General features: G+C 59.5%; 19 protein-coding genes. 9 read left to right on the top strand and 10 right to left on the bottom strand.

The genetic code is table 11. The features are described 5' to 3' along the window. Positions 1 to 56 precede the first annotated feature (56 nt). From gph to MLC70_RS14345, 3 genes are all read right to left on the bottom strand, one after another. Positions 57 to 752: a phosphoglycolate phosphatase gene (gene gph / locus MLC70_RS14355; protein WP_248184923.1), complete on the bottom strand. Its 696-nt coding sequence runs from the start codon at positions 750 to 752 to the stop codon at positions 57 to 59. Then, entirely contained in the window at positions 749 to 1,477 is a 729-nt protein-coding gene (ubiG, locus tag MLC70_RS14350; protein WP_248184921.1) for a bifunctional 2-polyprenyl-6-hydroxyphenol methylase/3-demethylubiquinol 3-O-methyltransferase UbiG, read from the bottom strand. The genes gph and ubiG overlap by 4 nt, the downstream gene beginning before the upstream one ends. 63 nt (positions 1,478 to 1,540) lie before the next feature. After that, positions 1,541 to 2,872, bottom strand: a complete 1,332-nt coding sequence (locus tag MLC70_RS14345) for a TRZ/ATZ family hydrolase (protein WP_248184919.1) — start codon at positions 2,870 to 2,872, stop codon at positions 1,541 to 1,543. 204 nt (positions 2,873 to 3,076) lie between these two features. On the opposite strand from MLC70_RS14345, the gene mtnA reads away from it, so the two are divergent. Beyond that, positions 3,077 to 4,141 (top strand): S-methyl-5-thioribose-1-phosphate isomerase, encoded by a 1,065-nt coding sequence (gene mtnA / locus MLC70_RS14340; protein WP_248184916.1) that lies wholly within the window; start codon positions 3,077 to 3,079, stop codon positions 4,139 to 4,141. Here mtnA and MLC70_RS14335 read toward each other — a convergent pair. The 4 genes from MLC70_RS14335 to MLC70_RS14320 all read right to left on the bottom strand — a co-directional run bounded on the left by MLC70_RS14335 (position 4,130) and on the right by MLC70_RS14320 (position 10,712). Next, a complete protein-coding gene (locus tag MLC70_RS14335) occupies positions 4,130 to 4,849 on the bottom strand; it encodes a helix-turn-helix domain-containing protein (RefSeq protein ID WP_248184914.1) in 720 nt (239 codons plus the stop codon). The two genes, mtnA and MLC70_RS14335, sit on opposite strands and share 12 nt — an antisense overlap. Positions 4,850 to 4,892: 43 nt before the next feature. After that, entirely contained in the window at positions 4,893 to 7,049 is a 2,157-nt protein-coding gene (locus MLC70_RS14330; protein ID WP_248184912.1) for a carboxy terminal-processing peptidase, read from the bottom strand. Between the two features lie 270 nt (positions 7,050 to 7,319). Beyond that, positions 7,320 to 9,470 carry a 3-hydroxyacyl-CoA dehydrogenase NAD-binding domain-containing protein gene (locus MLC70_RS14325; RefSeq protein WP_248184910.1) on the bottom strand — a complete coding sequence of 717 codons (2,151 nt, stop codon included), beginning with the start codon at positions 9,468 to 9,470 and terminating at the stop codon, positions 7,320 to 7,322. Between the two features lie 33 nt (positions 9,471 to 9,503). Beyond that, the gene (locus tag MLC70_RS14320) at positions 9,504 to 10,712 is read right to left on the bottom strand and encodes an acetyl-CoA C-acetyltransferase (RefSeq protein WP_248184909.1); all 1,209 of its coding nucleotides are present in this window, start codon (positions 10,710 to 10,712) and stop codon (positions 9,504 to 9,506) included. Positions 10,713 to 10,908: 196 nt separating this feature from the next. Here MLC70_RS14320 and MLC70_RS14315 point away from each other — a divergent pair, with 196 nt between their 5' ends. Next, positions 10,909 to 11,172 carry a late competence development ComFB family protein gene (locus MLC70_RS14315; protein ID WP_248184907.1) on the top strand — a complete coding sequence of 88 codons (264 nt, stop codon included), beginning with the start codon at positions 10,909 to 10,911 and terminating at the stop codon, positions 11,170 to 11,172. A gap of 63 nt (positions 11,173 to 11,235) precedes the next feature. On the opposite strand, the gene MLC70_RS14310 is transcribed toward MLC70_RS14315, so the two are convergent. Next, positions 11,236 to 13,710 carry a DUF349 domain-containing protein gene (locus tag MLC70_RS14310; protein ID WP_248184905.1) on the bottom strand — a complete coding sequence of 825 codons (2,475 nt, stop codon included), beginning with the start codon at positions 13,708 to 13,710 and terminating at the stop codon, positions 11,236 to 11,238. 173 nt (positions 13,711 to 13,883) lie between these two features. Here MLC70_RS14310 and MLC70_RS14305 point away from each other — a divergent pair, with 173 nt between their 5' ends. Then, complete coding sequence (locus MLC70_RS14305) at positions 13,884 to 14,363, top strand: regulatory protein RecX (RefSeq protein ID WP_248184903.1); 480 nt, start codon at positions 13,884 to 13,886, stop codon at positions 14,361 to 14,363. A 31-nt stretch (positions 14,364 to 14,394) separates the two neighbouring features. Here MLC70_RS14305 and mltF read toward each other — a convergent pair whose 3' ends face one another. Further along, a complete protein-coding gene (mltF, locus tag MLC70_RS14300) occupies positions 14,395 to 15,909 on the bottom strand; it encodes a membrane-bound lytic murein transglycosylase MltF (protein ID WP_248184900.1) in 1,515 nt (504 codons plus the stop codon). Positions 15,910 to 16,245: 336 nt separating this feature from the next. Here mltF and purL point away from each other — a divergent pair, with 336 nt between their 5' ends. Together purL and MLC70_RS14290 are read left to right on the top strand one after the other, a co-directional pair. Then, positions 16,246 to 20,151, top strand: coding sequence for a phosphoribosylformylglycinamidine synthase (purL, locus tag MLC70_RS14295; RefSeq protein ID WP_248184898.1), 3,906 nt, complete (start codon positions 16,246 to 16,248; stop codon positions 20,149 to 20,151). A gap of 438 nt (positions 20,152 to 20,589) precedes the next feature. Continuing rightward, positions 20,590 to 20,901, top strand: a complete 312-nt coding sequence (locus MLC70_RS14290) for a YqfO family protein (protein ID WP_248184895.1) — start codon at positions 20,590 to 20,592, stop codon at positions 20,899 to 20,901. Between the two features lie 6 nt (positions 20,902 to 20,907). Here MLC70_RS14290 and MLC70_RS14285 read toward each other — a convergent pair whose 3' ends face one another. Beyond that, the gene (locus MLC70_RS14285; RefSeq protein ID WP_248184892.1) at positions 20,908 to 21,456 is read right to left on the bottom strand and encodes an NUDIX hydrolase; all 549 of its coding nucleotides are present in this window, start codon (positions 21,454 to 21,456) and stop codon (positions 20,908 to 20,910) included. Between the two features lie 97 nt (positions 21,457 to 21,553). On the opposite strand from MLC70_RS14285, the gene MLC70_RS14280 reads away from it, so the two are divergent. Genes MLC70_RS14280 through purT form a run of 4 tightly spaced genes read left to right on the top strand, consistent with a single transcriptional unit; the run spans position 21,554 to position 24,091 of the window. Then, positions 21,554 to 22,159 carry an NUDIX hydrolase gene (locus tag MLC70_RS14280; protein WP_248184890.1) on the top strand — a complete coding sequence of 202 codons (606 nt, stop codon included), beginning with the start codon at positions 21,554 to 21,556 and terminating at the stop codon, positions 22,157 to 22,159. Position 22,160: 1 nt separating this feature from the next. Continuing rightward, entirely contained in the window at positions 22,161 to 22,688 is a 528-nt protein-coding gene (locus tag MLC70_RS14275) for a gamma carbonic anhydrase family protein (RefSeq protein ID WP_248184887.1), read from the top strand. Positions 22,689 to 22,690: 2 nt separating this feature from the next. Further along, positions 22,691 to 22,873, top strand: a complete 183-nt coding sequence (locus tag MLC70_RS14270) for a DUF1289 domain-containing protein (protein WP_248184884.1) — start codon at positions 22,691 to 22,693, stop codon at positions 22,871 to 22,873. A gap of 27 nt (positions 22,874 to 22,900) precedes the next feature. Next, positions 22,901 to 24,091: a formate-dependent phosphoribosylglycinamide formyltransferase gene (gene purT, locus MLC70_RS14265; protein WP_248184883.1), complete on the top strand. Its 1,191-nt coding sequence runs from the start codon at positions 22,901 to 22,903 to the stop codon at positions 24,089 to 24,091. Positions 24,092 to 24,314: the final 223 nt, after the last annotated feature.

Below are 24,314 nucleotides of genomic sequence, written 5' to 3'. Positions count from 1 at the left end.
TCCTTGTAGGGGAAACCGTTCGGAAAAACCGACGAATCCAACGTTCTGGTAGGACGCTATTGTAACAGCTTTGCCAGGTCGTGGACGGTGTCGGCTATCAGGTCTGCTTGCCACAGATCAACGGTGTGTGGCTCTTCGCTGTAGCCATAGCGCACGGCGATGGTTTTCATGCCGGCGTTCCGGCCCGCTTCAATGTCACGTTCGTGGTCGCCTACGTAGATGCCCGTATCGGGGGCCGCACCGATGCGTTCGCAGGCCAGGTGGAGCGCTTCCGGGTGGGGTTTGCGGTGGGTTACATGGTCTGGGCAGATCACCACGGCGCAGCGCTCGGCAAGACCCAGTGCCGCCACCAGCGGCTCGGCAAAACGCACCGGCTTGTTGGTGACGATGCCCCAGGGAATGCCCCGCGATTCCAGATCACTGAGAATGGCGTCCATACCGTCAAACAGCCGGGTCTCGATGGCAACGCCTTCCTCATAGAGATCGAGAAAGGCCGTGTGCTTGTCCAGGTAGTCCGGGTGCTCCGGCTCCAGACCAAAACCGACCCGGACCATTGCACGTGCGCCATTCGAGACTGAGCGACGAATGGTGGCCGCCGGCAGCGGCGTCAGGCCATGCTGGATGCGCAATTGATTGAGGCAGCGAATGAAATCCGGTGCGGTATCGATCAGCGTGCCGTCCAGATCGAACAGCACGGTGGAGGGCGCGCCCGATGAGGCATGAGCCGGGCCGGTGGGTACGGAGGCGCTCATTCGCCGCCGTTACCTTCGCGGTCGTCCACAGCGTGCATCATGTAATTCACGTCCACGTCCCGGCCGAGACGGTACACCTTGGTCACCGGGTTGTAGGTCATGCCGGTGAGTTCCCGGATATCCAGCCCGGCGTGGCGCAGGTGGTCGGACATTTCCGACGGGCGAATGAATTTCTTCCATTCGTGCGTGCCCTTGGGCAGCAGGCGCAGCACATATTCCGCACCCACGATGGCAAACAGGAAAGATTTCGGGTTGCGGTTGATGGTGGACACAAACAGGTGGCCGCCCGGTTTCAGCATGGAGGCACAGGCCCGAATGACCGAAGCCGGATCCGGCACGTGCTCAAGCATCTCCAGGCAGGTAACCACATCATACTGGCCGGCCTGCTCCGGGTCCTGCGCCAGCTCTTCCACCGTAATCTGGCGGTAGTCCACTTTGACACCACTCTCCAGACCGTGCAGCCGGGCCACGGACAGCGGGGCCTCGCCCATGTCGATGCCGGTAACCTGCGCGCCACGGCGGGCCATGCCCTCGGACAGCAGGCCGCCTCCGCAACCCACGTCCAGCACCCGCTTGCCGGCCAGGGGCGCTCGCTCGTCAATGTAGTTCAGGCGCAACGGGTTGATGTCGTGCAGGGGGCGAAATTCGCTGGTCGGGTCCCACCAGCGGCTGGCCAGCGCTTCAAACTTGGCAATTTCGTTCTGGTCTACGTTGTGGTTACTCATGGTCGTTTCTGCCTGATTCGTAATAAGGTCGTGGACGAATTCCATCCGGGGCGTCCGCCGGGCTCAGTGTTGTCCGATGCGCTCAGACCAGGACTTGACCCTGAGCATGAGATCCGGCACGTCTATCCGCGTCAAACGGCCGTCCTGTACTTGTGGTACGCCATTGATCCAGCTGTGGCTTACCTGGCGGCCGTGATTACTGTATACGAGGTGTGACGCCGGATCGTACACGGGCTGCAGGAAAGGATCGCTGAGGTCCACGGCAATGAGATCCGCCAGTTTGCCGGCGGCCAGGCTGCCGAGCTCATGATCCCGACCCAGCGCCCGGGCGCCGTGCAGCGTCGCCATGGCAATGGCATGGTGAGCGGGCAGGGCGGCGGCGTCGCCGGCGACCACTTTGGCCACCAAGGCGGCGGTGTTCATCTCGCCGAACAGGTCCAGGTTATTGTTGCTGGCGGCGCCGTCAGTGCCGATGGCGACATTGACCCCGGCGTCGGTCAGTTTCTGTACCGGGCACAGGCCACTGGCGAGCTTGAGATTGGATTCCGGGCAGTGAATGACATGGGCGCCGGTCTGCGTGAGCAGCTCAATATCGCTGTCATCAATCTGTGTCATGTGAACGCACTGGGTGAGAGAGTTCAACACGCCCAGTTCCGCCAAGCGCCGGGTTGGGCGCTGACCGCTTTTCTCGACGGCCTCATTCACCTCGAATGCGGTTTCGTGCAGGTGGACCTGCAGGCGCGCGCCGGTTTCAGCAGAAAGCGCTACCGCGCGGCGCAACGGCGCATCGGATACGGTATAGGGCGCGTGGGGGCCGATAGCCGGCATGATGTATTCGTTGCCCTGCCACTGTTCGATAAACGCAGCCCCTTTACTCAGGTATTCGTCCGGGCCGGCGCCCCAGGGCGTGGGGAAGTCCAGCAGGGGAAAGCAGACTTGCGCGCGCATACCCGCATCGTGTGCCAGCTGGGCGGCAACCTCCGGAAAGAAATACATGTCTGAAAAGGTGGTGGTGCCGGTTCGCAGCATCTCCGCCATGGCCAGTTGGGTGCCGTCAGCAATGAACGATTCACTGACATGGGCGCCCTCGGCGGGCCAGATGTGGTCATTCAGCCAGGTCATCAACGGCAGGTCGTCGGCGAGGCCGCGGAACAAGGACATGGCCGCATGGCCGTGCATATTGATCAGCCCCGGCAGCACCACATGGGAGGCCAGATCAATGGTCTCGCGGGCGCGAAACCGGCTGTCGGCCTCGTGCTGGGGCACAATGGCGGCAATGCGATCGCCCTGGATGATGACTGCCTGGTGGTGCAATACGGTGTTTGCGGGTTCCACCGGGATAAGCCAGCGGGCGTTAATGCGAATGTCCGCTGCCGTGATGGTATCTGCCGTCATGTACCCTGCCTTTTGGGTGCTGTTTGTGTGGGCCGCCTGCCTGACAGGCCGTTCCCGAAGAATGTAGCCGGAAAGTATAACGAGCAGGTGCGTTGAGAACTACCCTGCCGGCAGGGCGAGTCAGCCCGTGATTCAAATCCGGCAGGATGGACGGTTATACTGGCGGCCCGGAATTCATCCCATTGAGTCGATTGGAGCCTGTCCATGCCTGAGCCAACCCATTCCTCTGACCAGCGCGCCATCGGCACGGTGGCCATGCGCTGGCATGACAGCAGCCTTGAGTTGCTGGACCAGCGCCTGCTGCCCATGGAGGAACACTGGATTACGCTGGAGGGTGCCTCAGGTGTGGCCCAGTGTATTCGTGACATGGTGGTGCGGGGCGCACCGGCGATTGGCATCAGTGCCGCCTACGGCGTCGCCCTGGCAGCACGCCATGCCGGCGCAGGTGACTGGAAAGCGGAAATCCGCCAAGCCATCAGCGAACTGGCGGCCTCCCGCCCGACGGCGGTCAACCTGTTCTGGGCGCTGCAGATCATGGAAAAGGAATTTCACCGGTGCCGGACCCTCGACGAGGCGATCACATGTCTGGCGGCGAAAGCGGTGCAGATTCACCAGGAGGACCTGTCAGCCAATCTGGCGATGGCGGATCGCGCCCTCGAGTTCATGGCCGCGGATACGCCGTTTTCGGTGCTGACCCACTGCAACACCGGCGCCCTCGCCACCGGTGGCTATGGCACCGCGCTGGGTGTGATTCGCCGCCTTCACGAGAAAAAACTGTTGAAGCAAGTGTACGCCGATGAGACCCGACCCTGGCTGCAGGGTAGCCGGCTGACGGCCTGGGAACTGGCGCGGGATGGTATACCTGTGACGCTCAACGCCGACGGCGCGGCAGCCGCGATCCTGGCTCGCGGTGAAGTGAAATGGATCGTCGTGGGTGCGGACCGCATCACCGCCAATGGCGACGTGGCCAACAAGATTGGCACTTACAGTTTGGCGGTGCTGGCCAGTTATCACCGGGTCGGTTTTATGGTGGTGGCGCCCTCCAGCACCGTCGATATGTCGTTGGCTTCAGGTAGCGATATTCCCATCGAGGAGCGTGAGGGCAGTGAGGTGCGACAGATCAGGGGGGTTCCGATCGCCCCGGAGGGCGTCGATGTGTTCAACCCGGTGTTCGACGTGACGCCGGCGAGCCTGATTGACGCCATCGTGACCGAGAAAGGGGTGGTTCACAATCCGGACATCACCGGCATGCGGGTATTATTCGGCTGAGTCTTCGTATTGGGCTTTCAGCGCTGCCGTCTGCTGTTCCTGCTCTTCGATAAAGTGCAGTGACATCTCGAAGCTCTGGCGGGTGAATTCCAGTACTTTCTGGAAGCCTTCATCCGACAGGTTACGGGCGTCGTCATGGCGGCGGAATATATTGATGAACTCGCGCTCCCGCTCGAACTGCAGTGGCAGCCGGCCCACGCCCCAGTCGTTGAGAATCTGCCAGACTTCCGGGTTGTAGTTGCGTGTGGTGCGCAGGATGAACGGGATGGGATCATTGCGGGCTATCAGTGCCGCCAGGCGCAGAATCAGCTCGAATGAGAGCGTGGCGGTGCCATTCTCTATGGCTTCCAGCACCGATTTGTCACGCAGGTTGAGGGCTTCGCTCATTTCCGACAGCGTGAGTCCCGCCACCTCGCGAATGTCTTTCAGGGACTGGCCGGCGGACAGCATCATTCGCAGCTGGTCCTGGGAGTTGATCAGCGCCCGCCCGACCCGCAGTGAGGTGTCGGTTGAGCGAGCGGCAAATCGCAGTGCCGAGCCGGTCATGCCGGCGAGCCGGTTAACCAGAGATTTCTGGTCGCGACCCTCGTCTCCCTGTTGCTCCAGGCCTTCCACTTCTTCCAGGGATTTCATGGCGTGCATGGCGTCCATAAGCATGCCCTGAAGCATCTGCGCTTTTTTCTGGTCGTCGTCCTTTCTGGCCGTCATGGGCTACCCTGTCGGTCTGGTCTCAGCCTGCTATCAGGCGCTCTCAGCGTGCCTGAGCGGCAAGTTGCTTGGGATTGAGTATGGACGCCATGCGGCGGTCCAGCTCCAGCATATCGGCCATGATGTGGCCACCCTCACGGATGATGAAGTCGAGTTCCTCATCGGTGTTGTCCAGATCCGCGGCCCGAACGTCCTGCCAGTCGTCCAGTTCTTCCAGAGTCTCGAACGGCTCTTCGCCGCGCAGTTCGCGACGGGCGTTGGCAATGGTCAGTCGGGTACGCTCGATCTGGGACTGCTGCGCCTTGCGCTCGTCATGGTTCAGGCTGACTGATTCCGTGGCCCGCTGCTCTTTGAGGAAGTCGATTTCCTGCTGCAGCAGACGGAATTCCGGGCTTTCCTCGAAGCGCTCGTCATGACGCTGGCGCAGCTCATCAATGATTCCGCTGAAGTCGAAGTAGCGCGCATGGGGCACGGCCTCGATCTGGTCCCAGGGCAGGGCGTGATCGAGAGCGTCTTCACCAATGCGGGATTTATCAACTCGGGATGGAATCTCGATATCGGGAATCACCCCCTTGTGCTGGGTGGAGCCCCCGGATACCCGGTAGAACTTGGATTGGGTGATTTTGAGCTGGCCGTGATTGAGCGGGCGCACGGCCTGCACGGTGCCTTTGCCGAAGGTTTGCGACCCGACCACCAGCCCGCGGCCGTAATCCTGTATGGCGCCGGCAAAAATTTCTGACGCCGATGCGCTCATCCGGTTCACCAGCACCACCAGCGGACCATCGTAAGCGACGGCCGGATCTTCGTCGGTCAGCACCTGCACGTCGTTGTTGGAATTGCGGATCTGCACGGTGGGGCCCCGGTCAATGAACAGACCCACCAGATCGTTGGCTTCGTGCAGCGCACCGCCGCCGTTGTTACGGAGGTCCATCACCACACCGTCAACGCCGTCTTCTTTCAGTTCTTCAATGAGATTGCGCACATCCCGGGTGGTGCTCTTGTAATTGGCATCACCGGCCTGCATGGCCTGGAAATCGGCGTAGAAGGTGGGAATGTTGATGACCCCGATGCGATAGCTCTGCCCACCCCGGTCCAGGTCGATCACGTCTTTGCTGGCGCTCTGTTCTTCCAGCTTGACCTTGTCGCGCTTGATTGCAATGGCCTTGGTAACGGTTTCGTCGGTGGCATTGGCGGGGATCACTTCCAGCGTGACCGTGGACTCGCGGGGGCCACGGATCAGATCCACCACTTCATCGAGACGCCAGCCGATGACGTTGACCGGTTTTTCCTCGTCATCCTGAGTCACCGAGACAATGCGGTCCGCTGGCTGCAGTTGCCCTTGCTTGGACGCCGGGCCGCCGGGAACCAGCCGAACCACCTTGGTGTATTCGTTGTCTGCCTGCAGAACGGCACCGATGCCTTCAAGGGACAGGCTCATATTAATGTTGAAGTTTTCCGAGGTGCGTGGCGAAAAGTAAGAGGTGTGGGGGTCCCACATGCCGGCAAAGGCGTTCATGTAGGCCTGGAAGGCATCTTCACTGCGAGCCTGAAAGGCGCGCTTCAGTTGGCCTTCATAACGCTGGCGCAGGCTCTCCTCAATGGCGTCGTCGTCTGTGTTGTTCAGCCGCTGGGCCAGCACTGCATTCTTCACCCTCTTGACCCACAGCGCATCCAGCGCTGCGCGGTCGGGCTCCCAGTCGCCTTCGGAGCGGTCGAGCCGGATGGTGTCGTTGGTGTCGAACTCGAGCTTGTCGATGCCGTTGTCGATGATGTTAAGAGCAAAATTCAGGCGCTCAATAATGCGCTGCTGCACCAGGTTGTAGATGTCAAAACCGGGCTGCAGCTGGCCGGTTTTCAGGGCGGAGCCGAGGCCCAGGCGAATCGCCGAGAATTTCTGCAGGTCTTCCTGGGTCAGGTAGATGCGTTGCCCGTCAAGATAGTCGAGGTAGGCGTCAAACACGTCGCCCGACAGGGAATCGTTAATGCCGAGATCACGGAAATGGGTGAACTGGAGCTGTCGGGCGATAAGAATGTTGGCACGGGCCTGATCGACCGTTGGCGTGACCGCCTTGTACTCGGCGTCCGTGTCGACAGTCGCGACGGACGAGAAGGGCAGTGCCAGCAGCAGGCTGAGGGCAATCCCTTTTCCCAGGGCCCGATGGGGCGTGTGTCTGGTGATCAAACGTTCCGCGATGCTCATAAACAGTCTACCTGACGGTATGTGGCGATAACGATACGCCGGGCGGGATAGCTGTACAGTGTTTACTGCTTCTGACAGATACGCCAGGCCGGAATCGCCGGATTGGATCTTGGATTTATTGTAGGCAAGGGCCCCAGTGGTTGCCATAGGCGGGGCGTATCGGTTCGTGACAATCTGTCCATGAAGTGGTCAGGTTCGTAACCGGCAAACACGAAAAACCCCGCAGGGCGCAGGGCCTTGCGGGGTTCGATACACTCCTGATTCGAAACGTTATTCGAACAGGGTGTTGTTCTCGGCTTTCTCGATCAGCAGGGCGGGCGGGGCAAATCGCTCACCGTAGGTGTCTGCCAGCGCTTTCGCGCGTTCTGCAAACGCACGCACACCGTACTGGTTGATGAACTGGATAGCGCCGCCGGTCCAGGGCGCGTAGCCGATCCCGAAAATGCTGCCGATGTTGGCATCCTCGACGGTTTTCAGCACACCTTCCTCAAGGCAGCGAACGGTTTCGATGGCCTGAATGAACAGAATGCGATCTTTCAGGTCCTGAAGCGCCACGTCGCGGGCCTTGTCGGCGTCCACGAACAGCGTGTCCAGTTCCGGCCACAGCTGCTTCTTGCCGTTGGCCGGGTACTCGTAGAATCCGGCACCTGCGGCTTTGCCTTTGCGGTTGTGCTTGTCGACCATCTGGTCGATGACGGCTTCAGCCGGGTGTGGCTGCCAGGTGCCGCCGGCCGCTTCTGTGTCTTTCTTACTCTGGGCGCGGATGTGCTGCATCAGAGTCAGGCTGACTTCGTCCGAAATGGCCAGCGGGCCAACCGGCATACCCGCCAGTACACCGGCATTTTCGATGCTGGAGGGGTGGATGCCCTCGGCCAGCATGGAGATGCCTTCGTTCACAAACGTACCGAACACCCGCGACGTGAAGAAACCACGGCTGTCATTGACCACAATCGGAATCTTGCCGATCTGCTGGACATAGTCGAACGCGCGCGCCAGCGTATCCTCGGAGGTTTTGGCACCCACAATGATCTCCACCAGCTGCATCTTGTCCACCGGGGAGAAGAAGTGCAGGCCAATGAAGTTGTCCGGCACGGCGGAGGCCTCGGCCAGCTGGGTGATGGGAATGGTGGAGGTGTTAGAGGCAAAGATGCCGTTGCTGACCAGCTTTGGCTCCGCTTCCTGGGTGACTTTGGCCTTGAGGGAGCTGTCCTCGAACACCGCCTCGATCACCATGTCACAGCCTTCCAGATCATCCGCCAAAGCCGTCGCCTTGATGCGACCCAGTACCTCGGCTTTCTGCTCCTCGGTCATGCGGCCACGGCTGACCTTTTTCGCCAGCAGCTTTTCGGAGTAGCTTTTGCCTTTCTCGGCGTTTTCAACGGAGACGTCTTTCAGCACGACGTCAATACCGCGAGTGGCCGTTGAGTAAGCGATGCCGGCGCCCATCATGCCCGCGCCCAGTACTCCGACCTTCTTGAAGGTTTCTTTGGCAACACCATCCGGGCGACTGCCACCGGCATTGATGGCGTTAAGCTGGAACCAGAAAGTGCCGGTCATGTTTTTTGCCACCTGACCAATCACCAGCTCGGCAAAATAGCGGGTTTCAATCAGGCTGCCGTTGTCGAAGTCTACCTGGGCGCCTTCCACGGCGGCCGAGAGAATGCGCTCCGGTGCCGGGTAGCAGCCTTTGGTCTTCTGCTTGAGCATGGCCGGAGCAATGGCCAGTTTCTGCGCCATCGCCGGGTGGTGAGGTGCCCCACCGGGCAGTTTGAAGCCTTTCTGATCCCAGGGCTGCTGGCACTTGGGGTTGGCGTCAATAAAGGCCCGCGCTTTCTGCATCATGTCGTCGGCGGAGGTGGCCAGTTCGCTGACAATACCCGCTTTCAGAGCCGCTTTCGGGTTGACCTTCTTACCTTCCATCAGGAATGGAAATGCCGCTTCCAGTCCGATCATACGTGGCAGGCGCTGGGTACCACCGCCACCGGGCAGCAGCCCGAGGGTAACTTCCGGCAGGCCCAACTGAATGCTGTCGTTATCCAGCACCACCCGATGGTGGCAGGCCAGCGCAATTTCCAGGCCACCGCCCAGCGCGGTGCCGTTAATGGCAGCCACGACCGGCTTGCCGCAGGTCTCCAGGGCGCGCATTTCGGCTTTCAGGCCGTTGACCATGTCTTCAAAAGCCTGGGCGTCGTCACGGGTGACTTTGTGCAGTTCTTTCAGATCGCCGCCGGCAAAGAACGTTTTCTTGGCGGAGGTGATGATAATACCTTTGATGTTGTCGAGATCCTGCTTGACCCTGGCGACGGTGTCGGTCAGGCCTGCACGGAAATCCGCATTCATGGTGTTGGCGGACTGGCCCGGCATATCAATGGTGAGGGTCAGAATCTGGTCTGATCCCAGGTCATAATGGATGGCGCTCATAATTCGGTTCTCCTGTCAGAAAAAGTGTCGGGCTCAGACGCGTTCGATGATGGTGGCAATGCCCATGCCGCCGCCCACGCACAGGGTGGCGAGGCCGAACCGCAGATCACGGCGCTCCAGCTCATCCAGCAGGGTGCCGAGAATCATCGCGCCGGTGGCGCCCAGCGGGTGACCCATGGCAATGGCGCCGCCGTTGACGTTCACTTTTTCATCCGGAACAGACAGTTCTTTCTGGAAGCGCATAACCACCGAGGCAAACGCTTCGTTCACTTCAAACAGATCGATCTGATCAACCGTCATGCCCGCCTTTTCCAGTGCCTTGCGGGTGGCCGGAGCCGGGCCAGTGAGCATGATGGTGGGGTCGGTGCTGGTGACCGCGGTGGCGACAATGCGCGCCCGCGGCTTCAGGCCCAACACTTTACCTTTGGCTTCGCTGCCGATCAGCATGGCGGTAGCGCCATCCACGATGCCGGAAGAGTTGCCGGCGTGATGCACGTGGTTGATCTTCTCCACGTAGTGGTACTTCTCACGCGCGACGCCGTCGAAGCCCATTTCGCCCATCATCTGGAAGGACGGCTTCAGGCTCGCCAGGGAGTCGACCGTGGTGCCGCCACGAATCTGCTCGTCCTGGTCAAGAATCACCACACCGTTCTGGTCGGTCACCGGGATGATGGATTTGGCGAAGTAACCGTTGGCCCAGGCATTGGCCGCCTTTTGCTGAGATTTCACCGCAAAACCGTCTACTTCCTCGCGGCTGAAACCTTCCAGGGTGGCAATCAGGTCAGCGCCGATGCCCTGGGGCATAAAGCCGGTGTGCAGGTTGGTGGCAGGGTCGGTGGCCCAGGCACCGCCATCGGAGCCCATGGGCACTCGTGACATGGCTTCGACGCCACCAGCGACCACCATGTCTTCCCAGCCTGAGCGGACCTTCATGGCGGCCAGGTTGACAGCTTCCAGCCCGGAAGCGCAGAAGCGGTTCAGGGTCACACCAGCGACTTTTTCGTCCCAGTCGGCAGCCAGTGCGGCGGTTTTTGCAATGTCGGCACCCTGATCACCCACCGCCGTCACACAGCCCATGACGATGTCATCGACGTGTGCGGTATCGAGACTGTTTCTCTCCTGCAGTGCGTTGAGAACGGTGGTCAGCAGTGAAATGGGTTTCACGCTGTGAAGTGAGCCGTCTTTTTTGCCGCGACCCCGCGGGGTACGTACTGCATCGAAGATATACGCTTCGGTGGTCATTGCTGTTCCTCTGATGATTATTGTGTCGGGATGCTCTGCCGATGATGCAACCATAGCGGGTTGGGGGTGTTCTGCGTAATGACGCCGGCTGCCAATCGAATTGGCAAAACTGCTCATGCGTGGGCGGGCGGCCATGACAAGGTGGCGCGGGGGATCTATTGTGTAAAAAGACGAACACTGCGGCAGGAGGTTAAAGATGTCCCTCAGAGATGCGATCGATAACTTTTATGAACGATTGGTGGTGGACGCCATCGATGCCACCCGAGAGGAATCTGACAACGCCGACTTCCTGACCGACGTGATATGCGTGGCCCTGAACCACCTGCCAACCCGATACTACCGGCATTCCATCGACATGATGTTCTACCTGGGTGACGACGAACTGAAGGCCATGAAAGAAAACTCCCTGATCGCCGTTAAGGACGCCAGGGAGTTTGTGAAGAGCCATCAGCGAGGTTAGGAGCCATCAGCGGAATTGAGAGCCATCAGCGAAGTTGAGAGCCATCAGCGAAGATGAGGCCGCTCACTCCAGCATCGTCTCCAGTGACCGGTTGAGACGCTCGGCCAGCGAATTATTGACTGCCTCCGCCGGCAGGCGGAGGCACCAGTGGGCAACCAGTGCCTCCAGCTGCCGGCCGGTGTCCGGCGTGTCACCGTTGCTGTTGCCCATGCCGTCCGCCAGGCGCTGTACCTGAATCTGCATTCGGCGCCCCTGATCCGACTCCGGTGATGCGGTCCCGGTGAGGATTTCGGCTCGAATGACCAGTTCATCGGCCGCCATGACATCGCCGTCGCTCGCCAGTTGCGTCCAGGTTTCGGGCAGCGCGCCCTGATCCAATGCTCCAGTCATCCGTGCACTGACCAGGTTCTGCCAGGTCTGCACCCGGCTGCGGATTTTCAGGTTGTCCAACAGCTGGGTCAGCCGGCGTTTCTCCTGATTCAGCCGCTCCCGAACTGCCGGTGACACCGGTTCCGCCGTGATCGCCCGCACCCCGGAGAGGACTTGTTCAACGGCTTGCGGGTCCGTGGCCTGCTGGAGGGCCTCGCATTCGGTCAGTACCGGGGCCGCGCTGGCATCCGCATCCCGGGATGCTTGCTGTTGCTCGGACTTCTGTGCGTCCCGACGTGCGAAAATCTCGTCACAGGCCTGACGCAGAGACTGCCACAGTTTGCGGTCTTCCCGGTGGCGGGTGATGCCGATCTGTTTCCACTCGGTTTGCAGGCCTTTGGCTCGGTCCATGGCCTCGTTCAATGGCTCATGGGTGATCAGAGCGTGGGCGCGGTCAACAATATCCTGCTTGAGCGCTTCGTTTTTCCGGCGCTCCGCTTCCAGAGGTTCCTCGAGCTGTTTCAGCAGTTCGTCAAAGCGCTTCTGGACCGTGCGGTTGTCACGGAACTCGATAGGCCACGCCGCTTTCCATTCCTGACGTGCGGTCTGGTGAATGCGTTCGGCAGACTTCCAGTCGATCCGGGACCAGTCTGCATTATCGACAAAGGTGGCCAACTGGTCGCAGATCGCTTTGCGGGTTTCCAGATTGGCCTGTTTGAGGCCCGACTTGGCCGCAAAATAGGCTTTGCAGGGCTCGTAGGCTGTATCTGAAGCGGCCTTGAAGCGGGTCCACAAGGTTCGGTCCGAGGACCCGCCCAGTTCCCGCCATTCGTTCTGCAGTTCGCGGATGCGCTCGGATTTGGCTTCCGGCTCCATGGGCTGGGTGGCCAGGTATTCCATCTGTTCACACAGGGCAATCTGTTTGGGTTCAGTCGCAAAGCCCTGCCAGTCAGTGAGCTCTTTCAACTGCCCGCCCAGTAGCTGTATGCGCGCCTGAAACGGTTTGCTATGGCGGTGATCCAGCGCTTTCAGCTGCTGCTGTGCCTGCTTGAACAGTTGCTTGGATTCTTTGAGCTGCTTGGCGTCCAGCGCCTCATCCAGCTTGGCCATTGTGCTCTTGAGGGCATCTGCCTGCTGCTTCTGTTCGGCGTCGTCCCGCTTCGGGGGTTTTGCCGCCGGGGTTTCGCCGGCTTTGCGGGTGAGTGCGTCCAGCTGCTCCGGGCGGGCAAAATCCATGGGCCAGTCGATGGCTTTGATCAGCTCCCGTGCCCGGGTCTGCGCATCGCCGCTGTCGTTAGTCGCCTGAGCGGTGTCGAATGCTGCCAGTTGCTCTCGGTACTGCCCGAGTCGGCGCAGCGCCGCGATGAACAGCTTGAGTGGCTGCATCAGGCTCTCGTAGTGCTTTTGCTGCTGCTTGTCGACGGTGGTGTCACGGGTTGCTTCAAGCCACCGGTTTTCCTGGGTTTTCTGCAGGGCATCGAGGGAGGAGATCGCCGGTGCCTGGTCCGGGCTTTGCTGTCGGAGCTCATCCAGCGTGGTCTGAAGTAGCGCGAGGGTTTCAGCCCGCTGTTGTTGCTGTTCTCTTTGTCGCTGTAGGTCTTCCGCTTCTGCTTTCAGAGCGTTTACCCGTTCACGGCACTGATGAATCGCTTCCAGGAAGGCATTGATCTGATCCGCCGTGGCCTGTTTTTCCACCTCGGCCCATTGTTTGAGCAGGGCGTCCAGACGGGCTTCATAGAGCTTCATGTCTTCGCTGCGGGCCTGTTCTGTGGCGCTGGTCACCAGGGCCTGAATGCGGTCACGGATTTTCTGCGCCAGCTCTTCTTCTTCCCGCAGGTGTTGCAAAGCCTGCCGAACAATCTGGTAAACCCCCTTATCACGGCCCTTGGCCTCTTTCTGGATCCGCTGTAAACCGGCCTTATCCGTCAGCCGGCCGGCGGCTTCGGCACGGATATCGGCGGTCAATCCCTCGATGGCGAGTTGTTCGAGCTGGGTGTCGGTGGGGGCATTCGCCAGCTGCTGTTGTTGCGTTGCATGCAGTTCGTCTCGCGGATCCACGGCCGGCGTTTCGACCGGCTTCACCGGAGCCGGTTTGGTGTTGCCGCGGGTCGCGCCGGACTTGCCTGCGGATTTGTTTTTGCCGAACAGTTTCTGGATGAATGCAGCCATGAGGGTATCCTTGAGATTGAAACCAGTTCCCGGTGTGGGCAAAGTGTGCCGCACCGACCATCGGCGTCCCGCGTCACGGGGCCGGAGAAGTCAACGCGCTGCCATCGATAGAGGGGCAGTTGCATTGCGGGGGCTAGTCTAGCGTTTTGTTCGCGTTTGCGGGAAGGGTCAGAATGGCAAAACAGGAAAAACCGGACGATCAGGAATACAAGGCGCGCTCGGTGGCGTTGAGATTGCTGGCGCGGCGTGAGCACAGTCGAGTCGAATTGAGCCTGAAACTGCGCCAACGTCAGATTGAAAGAGCCGTAATTGACCGGGTTCTCGACGAGTATGAAGCGGAGGGGTGGCTCAATGATGATCGCTTCGCCGACGTGTATGCCCGTCAGCGTATGGATCTCGGGTACGGCCCCCTGAGAATTCTGTCCGAACTGCAGCAGCGCGGCGTTCACACAGCGCCCGAGTGCGTGGATCAGATGACGGACGAGGATTGGGCGGAACAGGCGACTCGTTTGCGCTGCAAGCGCTTCGGTGGGTACAGCCTGCGCGATGACTGGAATGAGAAAGCCCGCCAGGCCCGGTTTCTGAGCCGTCGCGGATTTACCGCCGCCCAGGTTGAGCAGGCGCTGGACTACACCGAGGAATCCGGGCTTTGACCGCCGGTGCGATGCATCCGGCTGTGGCGGCTCACAGGGTTGGTGGAATCATGCCCAGCTCGCTTGGCAGCATTGCGCGCATGTCGCCCCCGCCGCCGGACTCGGCTGGGGGCTCGACGATGGGGGCGCCTTCGAGTTCAACGAACCAGGGTTCTTCCGGGGCTTCGCGTTCTTCGGCCGGCTCAAGCATCCAGGCGAGCACGTCATAATAACGGCGGATGTTCTGAACGTAGATCACCGGTTCGTGGCCCCGGGCATAGCCATACCGGGTTTTTGAATACCACTCTTTCTGAGCTAGCAGCGGCAGGAATTCCTTCACGTCCATCCAGCGATCCGGATCCTTGCCTGCGCCCTCGGTCAGCCGGCGTGCGTCCTCAAGGTGGCCGAAGCCGACGTTGTAGGAAGCGAGGGCAAACCAGGTGCGATCAGGTTCCGGAATCCGATCCGGGATCTGGCGGTGCACCAGAGTGAAGTATTTTGCGCCGCCCTGAATGCTCTCTTCGGGGTCCAGCCGGTTACTGACACCAATCTGGCCCGCCGTGTTCTGGGTCAGCATCATCAGCCCGCGAACGCCAGTGGGCGACACGGCGTTGGGCCGCCAATGGGATTCCTGGTAGCCAATAGCGGCCAGCAACCGCCAATCGAGTCCGTACTCTGACGCATAGTTGCGAAACAGCCCTTCGTACTTCGGAAGCCGGTTATTGACGTGATGGACGAAGGTGCGGGCACCGACGTAATTGAGCCGGTCCAGATGCCCGTAGAACCGCTCCGAAAGCTGGGCCAGGGTGCCGTTGGTGTTCAGCTCTTCGAGGAATGCCCGCGCCGCATCCGACAGGGTGGTGTCCTGATCGGCGGGGAACAGCCAAGCCAGTTGTTCGGGTTCACCCAGCGAAAACGCCTCTTTCACCATGGGGAAATAGACGTGGTTGAGGTCGAGCTCATTGGACGAGACAACCGCAATCGGGAATTCACCGGACTCTACGCGCGCCAGCACTCCGGCGGCGTCCAGTGCTGGGTGTACCTGCCACTGGAGGTCAGGATGATCCGCGCGCAGCTGCTTGAGCCGGTGTTCATGGTTGCTGTCTGAAACCAGGTGCAGGGTGGCTCCGGTCAGATCGGCGGTCGTTTGCGGGCGGTCTATCTCTCGATGGTAGATCACCACAGATTCAGCCAGTATCCCGGTCGGGACGGTGTGATAGCGGTCGGTGAGTTCTTCGCGGTTGGTCAGCCCGGCGAGCCCGATGTGGGCAAAGTTGCGGTCCAGAACAGACAGAATATCGGTGTTGTTTTCTTCCACCCTGACCCGAAGCTCTACGCCCAGGTGGTCGGCGAATCGCTTTGCCAGTTCGTAATCATAACCGGTGGTGCCGTCACGGCCTTCAAAATAGATGGAGGGAGCCGTACGGGTAATGATATGGAGAACGCCTTCCGAGCGCACTTCCTGAACGGTGGTTGGCCGAGAGCAACCGCTGGACAGGACAACAAGCGCGATAGGCAACAGCCAGCGCCCGAATTGGCTGGCAGAATACAGTCTTGGCTTTGACAAATCCCTGGTCTCCCTTGGAACTGCTGCAGGACACTGAGTTTACGATGTCATTACGGGGTTCCGATCATTGCCGGATCCGATAACACCCGAGTTCAAACCTGTTAGTGGCGTCCGATGCCACATTTCAATCATCTCCGTTCGAGTTACGCCGGTCAATCAATGTGATTAATTTATATGCAAAAGAATGTCAATTGTACATGGCCGTAATTACGCTCCCGACGCTGTATCCCTGCCACGCTTTCAAGTATCATGGCGGCCTTTCAGATGGCCGGGTACCTGAGGCGAATGTCCACAGGCGCCCTGACTCCCCCGTTTCGCGCGATACAGGTTTCGATCATGCTTGAACTTCGCGGCGCGCCAGCGCTCTCGCCCTTCCGCTCCAGCAAACTGCACAGCCGCCTCCGGGACATCGTGCCCGAAGTGGAGCATGTGTACGCTGAGTTCATGCACTTCACTGATCTGGAATTCGAGCTGTCGGAATCGGAGCAGGTCATTCTTGATCGTCTGCTCACTTACGGCCCCAGCGTGCAGGTTGAAGACCCGGAAGGTGTGCTGTTTCTGGTGGTGCCGCGCCCGGGAACCCTGTCCCCCTGGTCCAGCAAAGCCACCGACATTGCCCGCAACTGTGGCCTGCGTCAGATCCGTCGCATTGAGCGGGGTATCGCCTATTATGTGCGCGCTGATCGCAAACTGAATCTGGAGCAGCGGGAAAAAATTGCGGCACTGCTGCACGATCGCATGACCCAGAAAGTGTTTCACGAGGTGGGCGGCGCGGAACTCCTGTTCAGCCATGACGAGCCCCGTGTCGTTCAACGGGTGCCTGTGCTGGCGGGCGGCCGTGATGCATTGGTGGAAGCCAACCGCAAATTGGGGCTGGCGCTGGCGGATGATGAAATCGACTACCTGGCCAAATCGTTCACCGATCTGGAGCGGGACCCCACCGACGTTGAACTGATGATGTTTGCTCAGGCTAACTCCGAGCACTGTCGCCACAAGATCTTCAATGCCTCCTGGGACATTGACGGTGAGGGCCAGGAAAAGTCCCTGTTTGCGATGATTCGCAACACCTATGAAATGAACAGCGAAGGTGTGCTGTCTGCCTACAAGGACAATGCCTCTGTCATCCGCGGCAGCCGTGGTGGCCGCTTTTATCCGAATCCTGAAACCGGGGTTTATGGTTACAACGAAGAAGACATTCATATCCTGATGAAGGTGGAAACCCACAACCACCCGACCGCGATTGCGCCGGCAGCCGGCGCAGCAACCGGGTCCGGTGGCGAGATCCGTGACGAAGGCGCGACCGGTCGTGGCTCGAAACCGAAGGCGGGCCTTACCGGGTTCACCGTGTCCAACCTGAATCTGCCGGGTGACCCGCAGCCCTGGGAAATTGGCTACGGCAAGCCGGAACGGATTGCCTCCGCACTGGACATCATGATCGAGGGACCGATCGGCGGCGCGGCGTTCAACAACGAATTCGGCCGCCCGAATCTTGCAGGTTATTTCCGTACCTTCGAAGAGAAAGTACCCGGCGCAGCCGGTGAAGAGGTTCGCGGTTATCACAAGCCCATCATGATTGCCGGCGGTCTTGGTAATATTCGCGCCGAGCACGTGGAGAAAGGTCACATCCCGGTGGGTGCCAAGCTGATTGTTCTTGGCGGACCGTCCATGCTGATTGGACTGGGCGGCGGTGCCGCTTCCTCCATGGACTCCGGCACCAGCCACGAGAATCTGGACTTCGCATCCGTTCAGCGTGATAACCCGGAAATGGAGCGCCGTTGCCAGGAGGTGATTGATCGCTGCTGGCAGATGGGCGAGGCCAACCCGATAGCGTTTATCCACGATGTGGGCGCCGGTGGCCTGTCTAACGCCATGCCGGAGCTGGTCAAAGACGGCGGTCGCGGCGGGAAATTCGAGCTGCGGGACATCCCCAGCGATGAGCCGGGCATGTCGCCTCTGGAGATTTGGTGTAACGAATCCCAGGAGCGCTATGTTATGGCGGTGGCCCCGGAAAATCTCGAGCTCTTTGACGCGTTGTGCCGCCGTGAGCGCTGTCCCTACGCGGTCATCGGCGAGGCCACCGAGTCTCACCACCTGGAATTGGGTGATTCCTATTTCGACGACAAGCCGGTCGATCTTCCGATGGACGTACTGTTTGGCAAGCCGCCGCGCATGCATCGCAGTGTGTCCCGGTCGTCGTTTACCAAGCCGATTTTCGATTCCACCAAGGTCGACCTGAATGACGCGATCCGGCGAATTCTGCGACTGCCCTCCGTCGGTTCCAAGAGTTTCCTGATCACCATCGGTGACCGTACCATCACCGGTCTGGTCGCCCGCGACCAGATGGTCGGTCCGTGGCAGGTGCCGGTTGCAGACGTTGCGGTTACCTCCAGTTCCTACGATGTTCGCGCGGGCGAAGCCATGGCCATGGGTGAGCGCACTCCGGTTGCGGTGATCGACGCGCCGGCCTCCGGTCGCATGGCGGTCGGTGAGGTAATTACCAACCTGGCGGCAGCGTCCATTTCGAAGTTGTCGGATATCCGCCTGTCTGCCAACTGGATGGCGGCAGCGGGTCATCCCGGTGAGGACGAGAATCTCTACGAGACCGTGCGTGCGGTGGGCATGGAGCTGTGCCCGGAACTGGGCATCACCATTCCGGTGGGCAAGGATTCCATGTCCATGAAGACCGTCTGGGAAGAGGAGAGTGGCGAGCAGAAAAGCGTGACTTCACCCCTGTCCCTGATCATCAGCGGTTTCGCTCCGGTGACCGATGTGCGCCGTACATTGACGCCCCAGCTGATGACCGACGCCGGCGAAACGGATCTGATTCTGATTGACCTGGCGGCCGGCCAGAACCGTCTCGGTGGCTCTGCCTTGGCGCAGGTCTACCGTCATGTGGGTGCGGTCGCGCCCGACCTGGACGACCCGGAAGACATCAAGGCGTTCTTTGCGGTGATACAGGGCCTGAACGGTGACGGCAAGCTGCTGGCGTATCACGACCGCTCTGACGGCGGGCTTTTCGTGACGCTCGCTGAGATGAGTTTTGCCGGTCACACCGGGATTGACGTCAAACTGGATGGCCTCGCTGAGGACCCCTCACAATTCGCCCGCGAGCTGTTCAACGAAGAGCTTGGTGCGGTGATTCAAGTGCGTCGTGACGATACCGATTTCGTGCTGCAGCAGTTTTCGGCGTCCGGCCTGGGAGACCATACCTCGGTTGTCGGTTCGCTGCGTGATGACGACAGGATTCGTCTGAGTTTTGGCGGCTCCGCTGTGGTGGATGAACCCCGCGCCGAGCTTCAGCGCCTGTGGGCGGAGACCAGCTACCGGATTCAGGGGCTGCGCGATAACGCGGACTGCGCCCAGGAAGAGTTCGATAATCTGCTGGACGTCGCTGACCCGGGCTTGAGCGTGGATCTCAGCTACGACATCAACGAAGACGTGGCAGCTCCGTTTATTAACACCGGGGCCCGTCCGAAAGTAGCGGTGCTGCGTGAGCAGGGCGTGAACGGTCAGGTTGAGATGGCGGCCGCCTTTGATCGGGCCGGCTTCGAATCTGTTGACGTGCACATGAGTGATCTGCTCTCAGGCCGCGCCTCCCTGGAGGGTTTCAGCAGCCTCGTGGCCTGTGGCGGCTTTTCCTATGGTGACGTTCTGGGTGCGGGAGAGGGATGGGCGAAGTCGATCCTGTTCAGCGACCGTGTCCGTGATCAGTTCGCTACTTTCTTTAACCGGCAGGATACCCTCGCGCTAGGCGTCTGCAATGGCTGCCAGATGCTGTCGAATCTCCACGAGCTGATCCCGGGCAGTGAGGGATGGCCGCGTTTTGTGCGTAACCAGTCCGAGCAGTTCGAGGCCCGCCTGGTGATGGCAGAAGTTCTTCCGTCACCTTCGGCCTTTATGGACGGGATGGCCGGCTCGAGGATGCCGATTGCGGTAGCGCATGGCGAGGGTCGTATCGAGTTTGCGGGCAGTAACTCGGCAGCGGCTCTGGAAGAGCATGAGCTGGTGGCGTTGCGCTACGTCGACAATCGAGGCCAGGCAACGGTACGTTACCCCTACAACCCCAATGGATCGGAAAACGGGATTACCGGTGTGACCACACGGGACGGTCGGGTCACGATCATGATGCCGCATCCTGAGCGCGTATTCCGGGCCGTTCAGCATTCCTGGCATCCGTCTGAGTGGCAGGAAGATGGTCCATGGATGAGAATGTTCCGGAGCGCCCGTCGCTGGTTTGGCTGATACGCCGGTCCGGCTGACAGAGCCGGCCAGAGGGATTGCGAATACGCGATGCCCTCTGGCCGGTTTTTTTATGGCTGTGAGCCTCAAAAGTGTGCACATTTCAAGGGAAATATTTCTCTGAAATCGCTTTTCTGCCCTTGACTCGTTACTTTTATGCACACTCTTGGTGCCACGCTGTGCGATCAGTGAACAAAACGCTGATTATTGCTTCAGATTTTGTAGGACAGTTGTAAGGTATTGAAAAATATAGATTTAAATCTGTAGGTGAATTTGTCGCCAATTTAACGAAAGTGCAGTAATAGCAGGGGGTGAGGGCGTGTTCCCAAAAACTTTCCCCAGAGTTATCCACAGAATCTGTGGGTAAGTAGCTAAGCCCTTAATCTGTACAAAAAATGCTCGGTCACGAAGGTGACGGAGTGTTCAATTGGAGCGAGTGTGATGTACAAAATCTGTTATTTTGTCCCCGAGTCTCACCTGGAGGAAACCAAGTCGGCATTGTTCGGGGCAGGGGCCGGTCGCATCGGTGACTACGATTGCTGTGCCTGGCAAAGTTTGGGGCAAGGGCAGTTCCGTCCATTGGCGGGCAGCCAGCCCTTTATCGGCCAGCAAGGTCAGGTCGAGAAGGTGAGCGAGTACAAGGTCGAGCTGGTGTGCGAAGACAGCGTGATCAGGCAGGCGATCGAGGCCTTCAAACAGGCTCATCCCTATGAAGAGCCTGCATATGAAGTCTATCGCCTTGAGGTGCTTTAGGCCGGTCTATTTTCGCGTAGCCATGGAATAGCGAATGTCCGTCACGTGAACCTGAAAGGCCTCGCTTTTCAGGTCCTCGAGGAACAGTTCCAGGGTCTTGCGTACTGTCGGGAAAGACAGTTCTTCCCAGGGGATGTTATCCAGATCGAACAGGCGGGTTTCCAGGGATTCCTCGCCGGCACCGAACTGGCCGTCGATCAGCGTTGCCCGGTAAAACATGTGTACCTGATTGATATGAGGTACGTCGATAATGCTGTAGAGGCCGTCGATGTTGACCTCCGCCAGGGCTTCCTCGCGGGTTTCGCGGGCGGCTGCCTCTATCGTGGTTTCGGCATTCTCCATAAAGCCTGCCGGCAGGGTCCAGTAGCCATACCTCGGCTCGATGGCGCGGCGGCAAAGCAGGATCTGGTTGTTCCAGACGGGAACGGTGCCGGCAACAATGCGGGGGTTCTGGTAATGTATGGTGTCGCAACTGAGGCACACATAACGGTGCCGATTGTCACCCTGCGGGATTCGCTGCTCTACCGGGTGGCCGCATGTGCTGCAGTATTTCATGGCTTTCACCGTATACTTGTAAAATGTGTGGTAGCAAGTTTAACGATCTGCGCTGCCGCTGTCTCATTCAAACGACGGTCGTAGTTGGAGCAGGGCTTTGCACAACCTTTTGAAAGAACGACTCTCGGGTTACGCGCCTCGACAGCTGGCGCTGGATTATCCGGAAGCCGGGATTCTCGTGCCGGTGACGGATAACCACCACAACCCCGAAATGGTGTTTACCCTGAGGTCGTCGAACCTGAATACCCATCGCGGGCAGGTTGCATTCCCGGGTGGCAAGCGGGACCTGACCGATACCTCGCTGGCGGCGACAGCGTTGCGTGAAACTCACGAGGAAATCGGTTTGCCGCCTGAGCAGGTGCAGATCGTTGCGCCCCTGAGTCAGGTCATGTCCCGTTACGGGATACTGGTAACACCTTACGTTGGGGTGATACCCCGCGATCACCCACTGCAGGCGAACCCCCACGAAATCGAAAGTATTTTTAAAGTTCCTCTGGAATTTTTCCTGGAGGACCGCCGTGAGCGCACCGACGCTCTCGACTTCCTGAATCACACGTTTTATGTTCCATGCTACCGCTGGGAGAGGTATCAGATATGGGGGTTGTCGGCAGTGGTTCTGGTTGATTTCCTGAACGCTGTGTACGATGCCGGCATTGACCTTCTGGAGCCTCCAGCCCCCAACACATCCCGAACAGGAGCCTGATATGTATTTCGCGCTTGGCGATCGCAAACCCGAGTTGCAGGGAAATGGCCACTTTGTGGCGCACAACGCCAGTGTGATTGGCAGTGTGCGTTTGCTTGAGAAAGCCAGTATCTGGTTCAACGTGGTGATCCGCGGTGACAACGAATGGATCACCATCGGTCCTGAATCCAACGTTCAGGATGGCTCGGTGCTCCATACCGACCCGGGCATCCCTCTGACTCTGGGGCGGGGTGTCACGGTTGGCCACAAGGCGATGCTCCATGGCTGTCAGATTGGCGACTATTCGCTGGTTGGCATCAATGCGGTCATTCTTAACGGAGCAAAGGTTGGCAAGCATTGCCTGATTGGCGCCAATACCCTGATTCCTGAAGGCATGGAGGTGCCGGATGGGTCGATGGTTGTCGGCTCGCCCGGCAAGATCAAGCGTGAACTGAACGATAACCAGAAAAAGATGCTCGAGCTCAGTGCGGCGCACTATGTCCAGAACGCTGAACGGTATCTTTGCCAACTGACACCCTGCGAGCTTTGAACATGAAGGTAGCTGACAAAGTAAGGTCGCCCTGCGTCAGCGTTTGTGCGTTGGACGCGAACGATGTGTGCATTGGTTGTCACCGCACCGGCGACGAAATCATGCACTGGACCCGAATGACCAACGAGGAACGTCGGGAAGTGTTGAAGAAGGTCGCCAGGCGCGAAGAGAAAGTCGCCCTGTGAAACGTATTGCTACAGGAATCCAAGGTTATGTCTGAAACCGTGCGCATCGGTACGCCGCTCAGAACGGGCGCGTTCAAAGTTCTGTTCTGTGGCTCGGGTGAGTTGGGTAAAGAGGTTGTTATCGAGCTCCAGCGGCTGGGTGTGGAGGTGATCGCTGTTGATCGATACGCCAATGCGCCGGCCATGCAGGTGGCCCATCGCAGTCATGTTGTGGATATGCTTGATGGGCAGGCGCTGCGCGCGGTAATAGAGCAGGAGCGTCCCAATCTCATCGTTCCAGAGATTGAAGCCATCGCTACACCCGAACTGGTCACTCTCGAGCAGGAGGGTTATCGCGTGATCCCAACGGCCCGTGCAGTCAACCTGACCATGAACCGGGAAGGCATTCGTCGGCTGGCGGCAGAGGAACTGGGCCTGCCAACGTCTCCGTACCGTTTCGCGGAAACCCGCGAGGATTATCTGGCGGCTATAAAGGAAGTCGGTATTCCCCTGGTGGTAAAGCCGGTGATGAGCTCATCCGGTAAAGGGCAGAGCACCGTTCAGTCAGAAAGTGACGTAGAGGCTGCCTGGGAGTATGCCCAGACCGGGGGCCGTGCCGGCAAAGGCAGGGTGATCGTTGAGGGGTTTGTGGACTTCGATTATGAAATTACCCTGCTTACCGTCAAGCATCGTGACGGCATCTCATTCTGTGATCCGATCGGGCACCGGCAGGAAGACGGTGACTACCGCGAATCCTGGCAACCTCAGGCCATGAGTGAGCAGGCACTGGCGCGCTCCCGTGAGATTGCCGAAGCAGTGGCCAGCAACCTGGGCGGGTATGGCGTTTACGGTGTGGAGCTTTTCGTCAAAGGCGACGAGGTCTGGTTCTCGGAAGTCTCTCCCCGGCCTCACGATACCGGTCTGGTTACCCTGGTTTCTCAGGACCTGTCGGAGTTTGCCCTGCATGCCCGCGCCTTTCTCGGCTTGCCGGTTCCTGCTATTCGTCAGTTAGGCGCATCCGCCTCTGCGGTCATCCTCCCTGAGGGTGAATCGACGGATGTCTCCTATTATGAGTTGCAAGAGGCCCTGGCGGTACCGGACACGCAATTGAGGTTGTTCGGCAAACCTGAACTGCACGGGCGCCGCCGCATGGGTGTGGCGTTAGCCAAAGGCGAGACCATTGAGCAGGCAAGGGAAGCTGCCAGGCGCTCAGCGGCTGCGGTGAAAGTCGACCTGTAAGGCGGTTTTTGGTGGATCCTGAAAAAGTTTTGATGGAACCGTTGACACCTTCGGGCAGGTCTGTAGAATGCGCATCTCCTTCGAGGGGCAGGCCGATTAGGCGGCTCCGGATTCGAGGGTCAACTGTTTGAAAGTATTGAAGAAAACGAGTTTTGAAATTCTTCAGATAAACGGTTGACAAGGCGGCGGAACGATGTAGAATACGCCACCTTGATTGAGCAAC

The sequence above is a fragment of the Marinobacter goseongensis genome (assembly GCF_023156235.1).
In the GTDB taxonomy this organism is placed as follows: Bacteria; Pseudomonadota; Gammaproteobacteria; order Pseudomonadales; family Oleiphilaceae; genus Marinobacter; species Marinobacter goseongensis.
This window is presented reverse-complemented; position numbering and strand designations above follow the sequence as displayed.

Bases quoted from the DNA above. Each gene is read 5' to 3' on its own strand.
- MLC70_RS14335 (WP_248184914.1), bottom strand. From the start codon at position 4,849: ATGACGGCCAGAAAGGACGACGACCAGAAAAAAGCGCAGATGCTTCAG.
- MLC70_RS14320 (WP_248184909.1), bottom strand. From the start codon at position 10,712: ATGACCACCGAAGCGTATATCTTCGATGCAGTACGTACCCCGCGGGGT.
- MLC70_RS14275 (WP_248184887.1), top strand. From the start codon at position 22,161: ATGTATTTCGCGCTTGGCGATCGCAAACCCGAGTTGCAGGGAAATGGC.
- MLC70_RS14325 (WP_248184910.1), bottom strand. From the start codon at position 9,470: ATGAGCGCCATCCATTATGACCTGGGATCAGACCAGATTCTGACCCTC.
- MLC70_RS14315 (WP_248184907.1), top strand. From the start codon at position 10,909: ATGTCCCTCAGAGATGCGATCGATAACTTTTATGAACGATTGGTGGTG.
- MLC70_RS14305 (WP_248184903.1), top strand. From the start codon at position 13,884: ATGGCAAAACAGGAAAAACCGGACGATCAGGAATACAAGGCGCGCTCG.
- MLC70_RS14345 (WP_248184919.1), bottom strand. From the start codon at position 2,872: ATGACGGCAGATACCATCACGGCAGCGGACATTCGCATTAACGCCCGC.
- MLC70_RS14270 (WP_248184884.1), top strand. From the start codon at position 22,691: ATGAAGGTAGCTGACAAAGTAAGGTCGCCCTGCGTCAGCGTTTGTGCG.
- MLC70_RS14310 (WP_248184905.1), bottom strand. From the start codon at position 13,710: ATGGCTGCATTCATCCAGAAACTGTTCGGCAAAAACAAATCCGCAGGC.
- MLC70_RS14290 (WP_248184895.1), top strand. From the start codon at position 20,590: ATGTACAAAATCTGTTATTTTGTCCCCGAGTCTCACCTGGAGGAAACC.
- gph (WP_248184923.1), bottom strand. From the start codon at position 752: ATGAGCGCCTCCGTACCCACCGGCCCGGCTCATGCCTCATCGGGCGCG.
- MLC70_RS14285 (WP_248184892.1), bottom strand. From the start codon at position 21,456: ATGAAATACTGCAGCACATGCGGCCACCCGGTAGAGCAGCGAATCCCG.
- purL (WP_248184898.1), top strand. From the start codon at position 16,246: ATGCTTGAACTTCGCGGCGCGCCAGCGCTCTCGCCCTTCCGCTCCAGC.
- ubiG (WP_248184921.1), bottom strand. From the start codon at position 1,477: ATGAGTAACCACAACGTAGACCAGAACGAAATTGCCAAGTTTGAAGCG.
- mtnA (WP_248184916.1), top strand. From the start codon at position 3,077: ATGCCTGAGCCAACCCATTCCTCTGACCAGCGCGCCATCGGCACGGTG.
- MLC70_RS14330 (WP_248184912.1), bottom strand. From the start codon at position 7,049: ATGAGCATCGCGGAACGTTTGATCACCAGACACACGCCCCATCGGGCC.
- purT (WP_248184883.1), top strand. From the start codon at position 22,901: ATGTCTGAAACCGTGCGCATCGGTACGCCGCTCAGAACGGGCGCGTTC.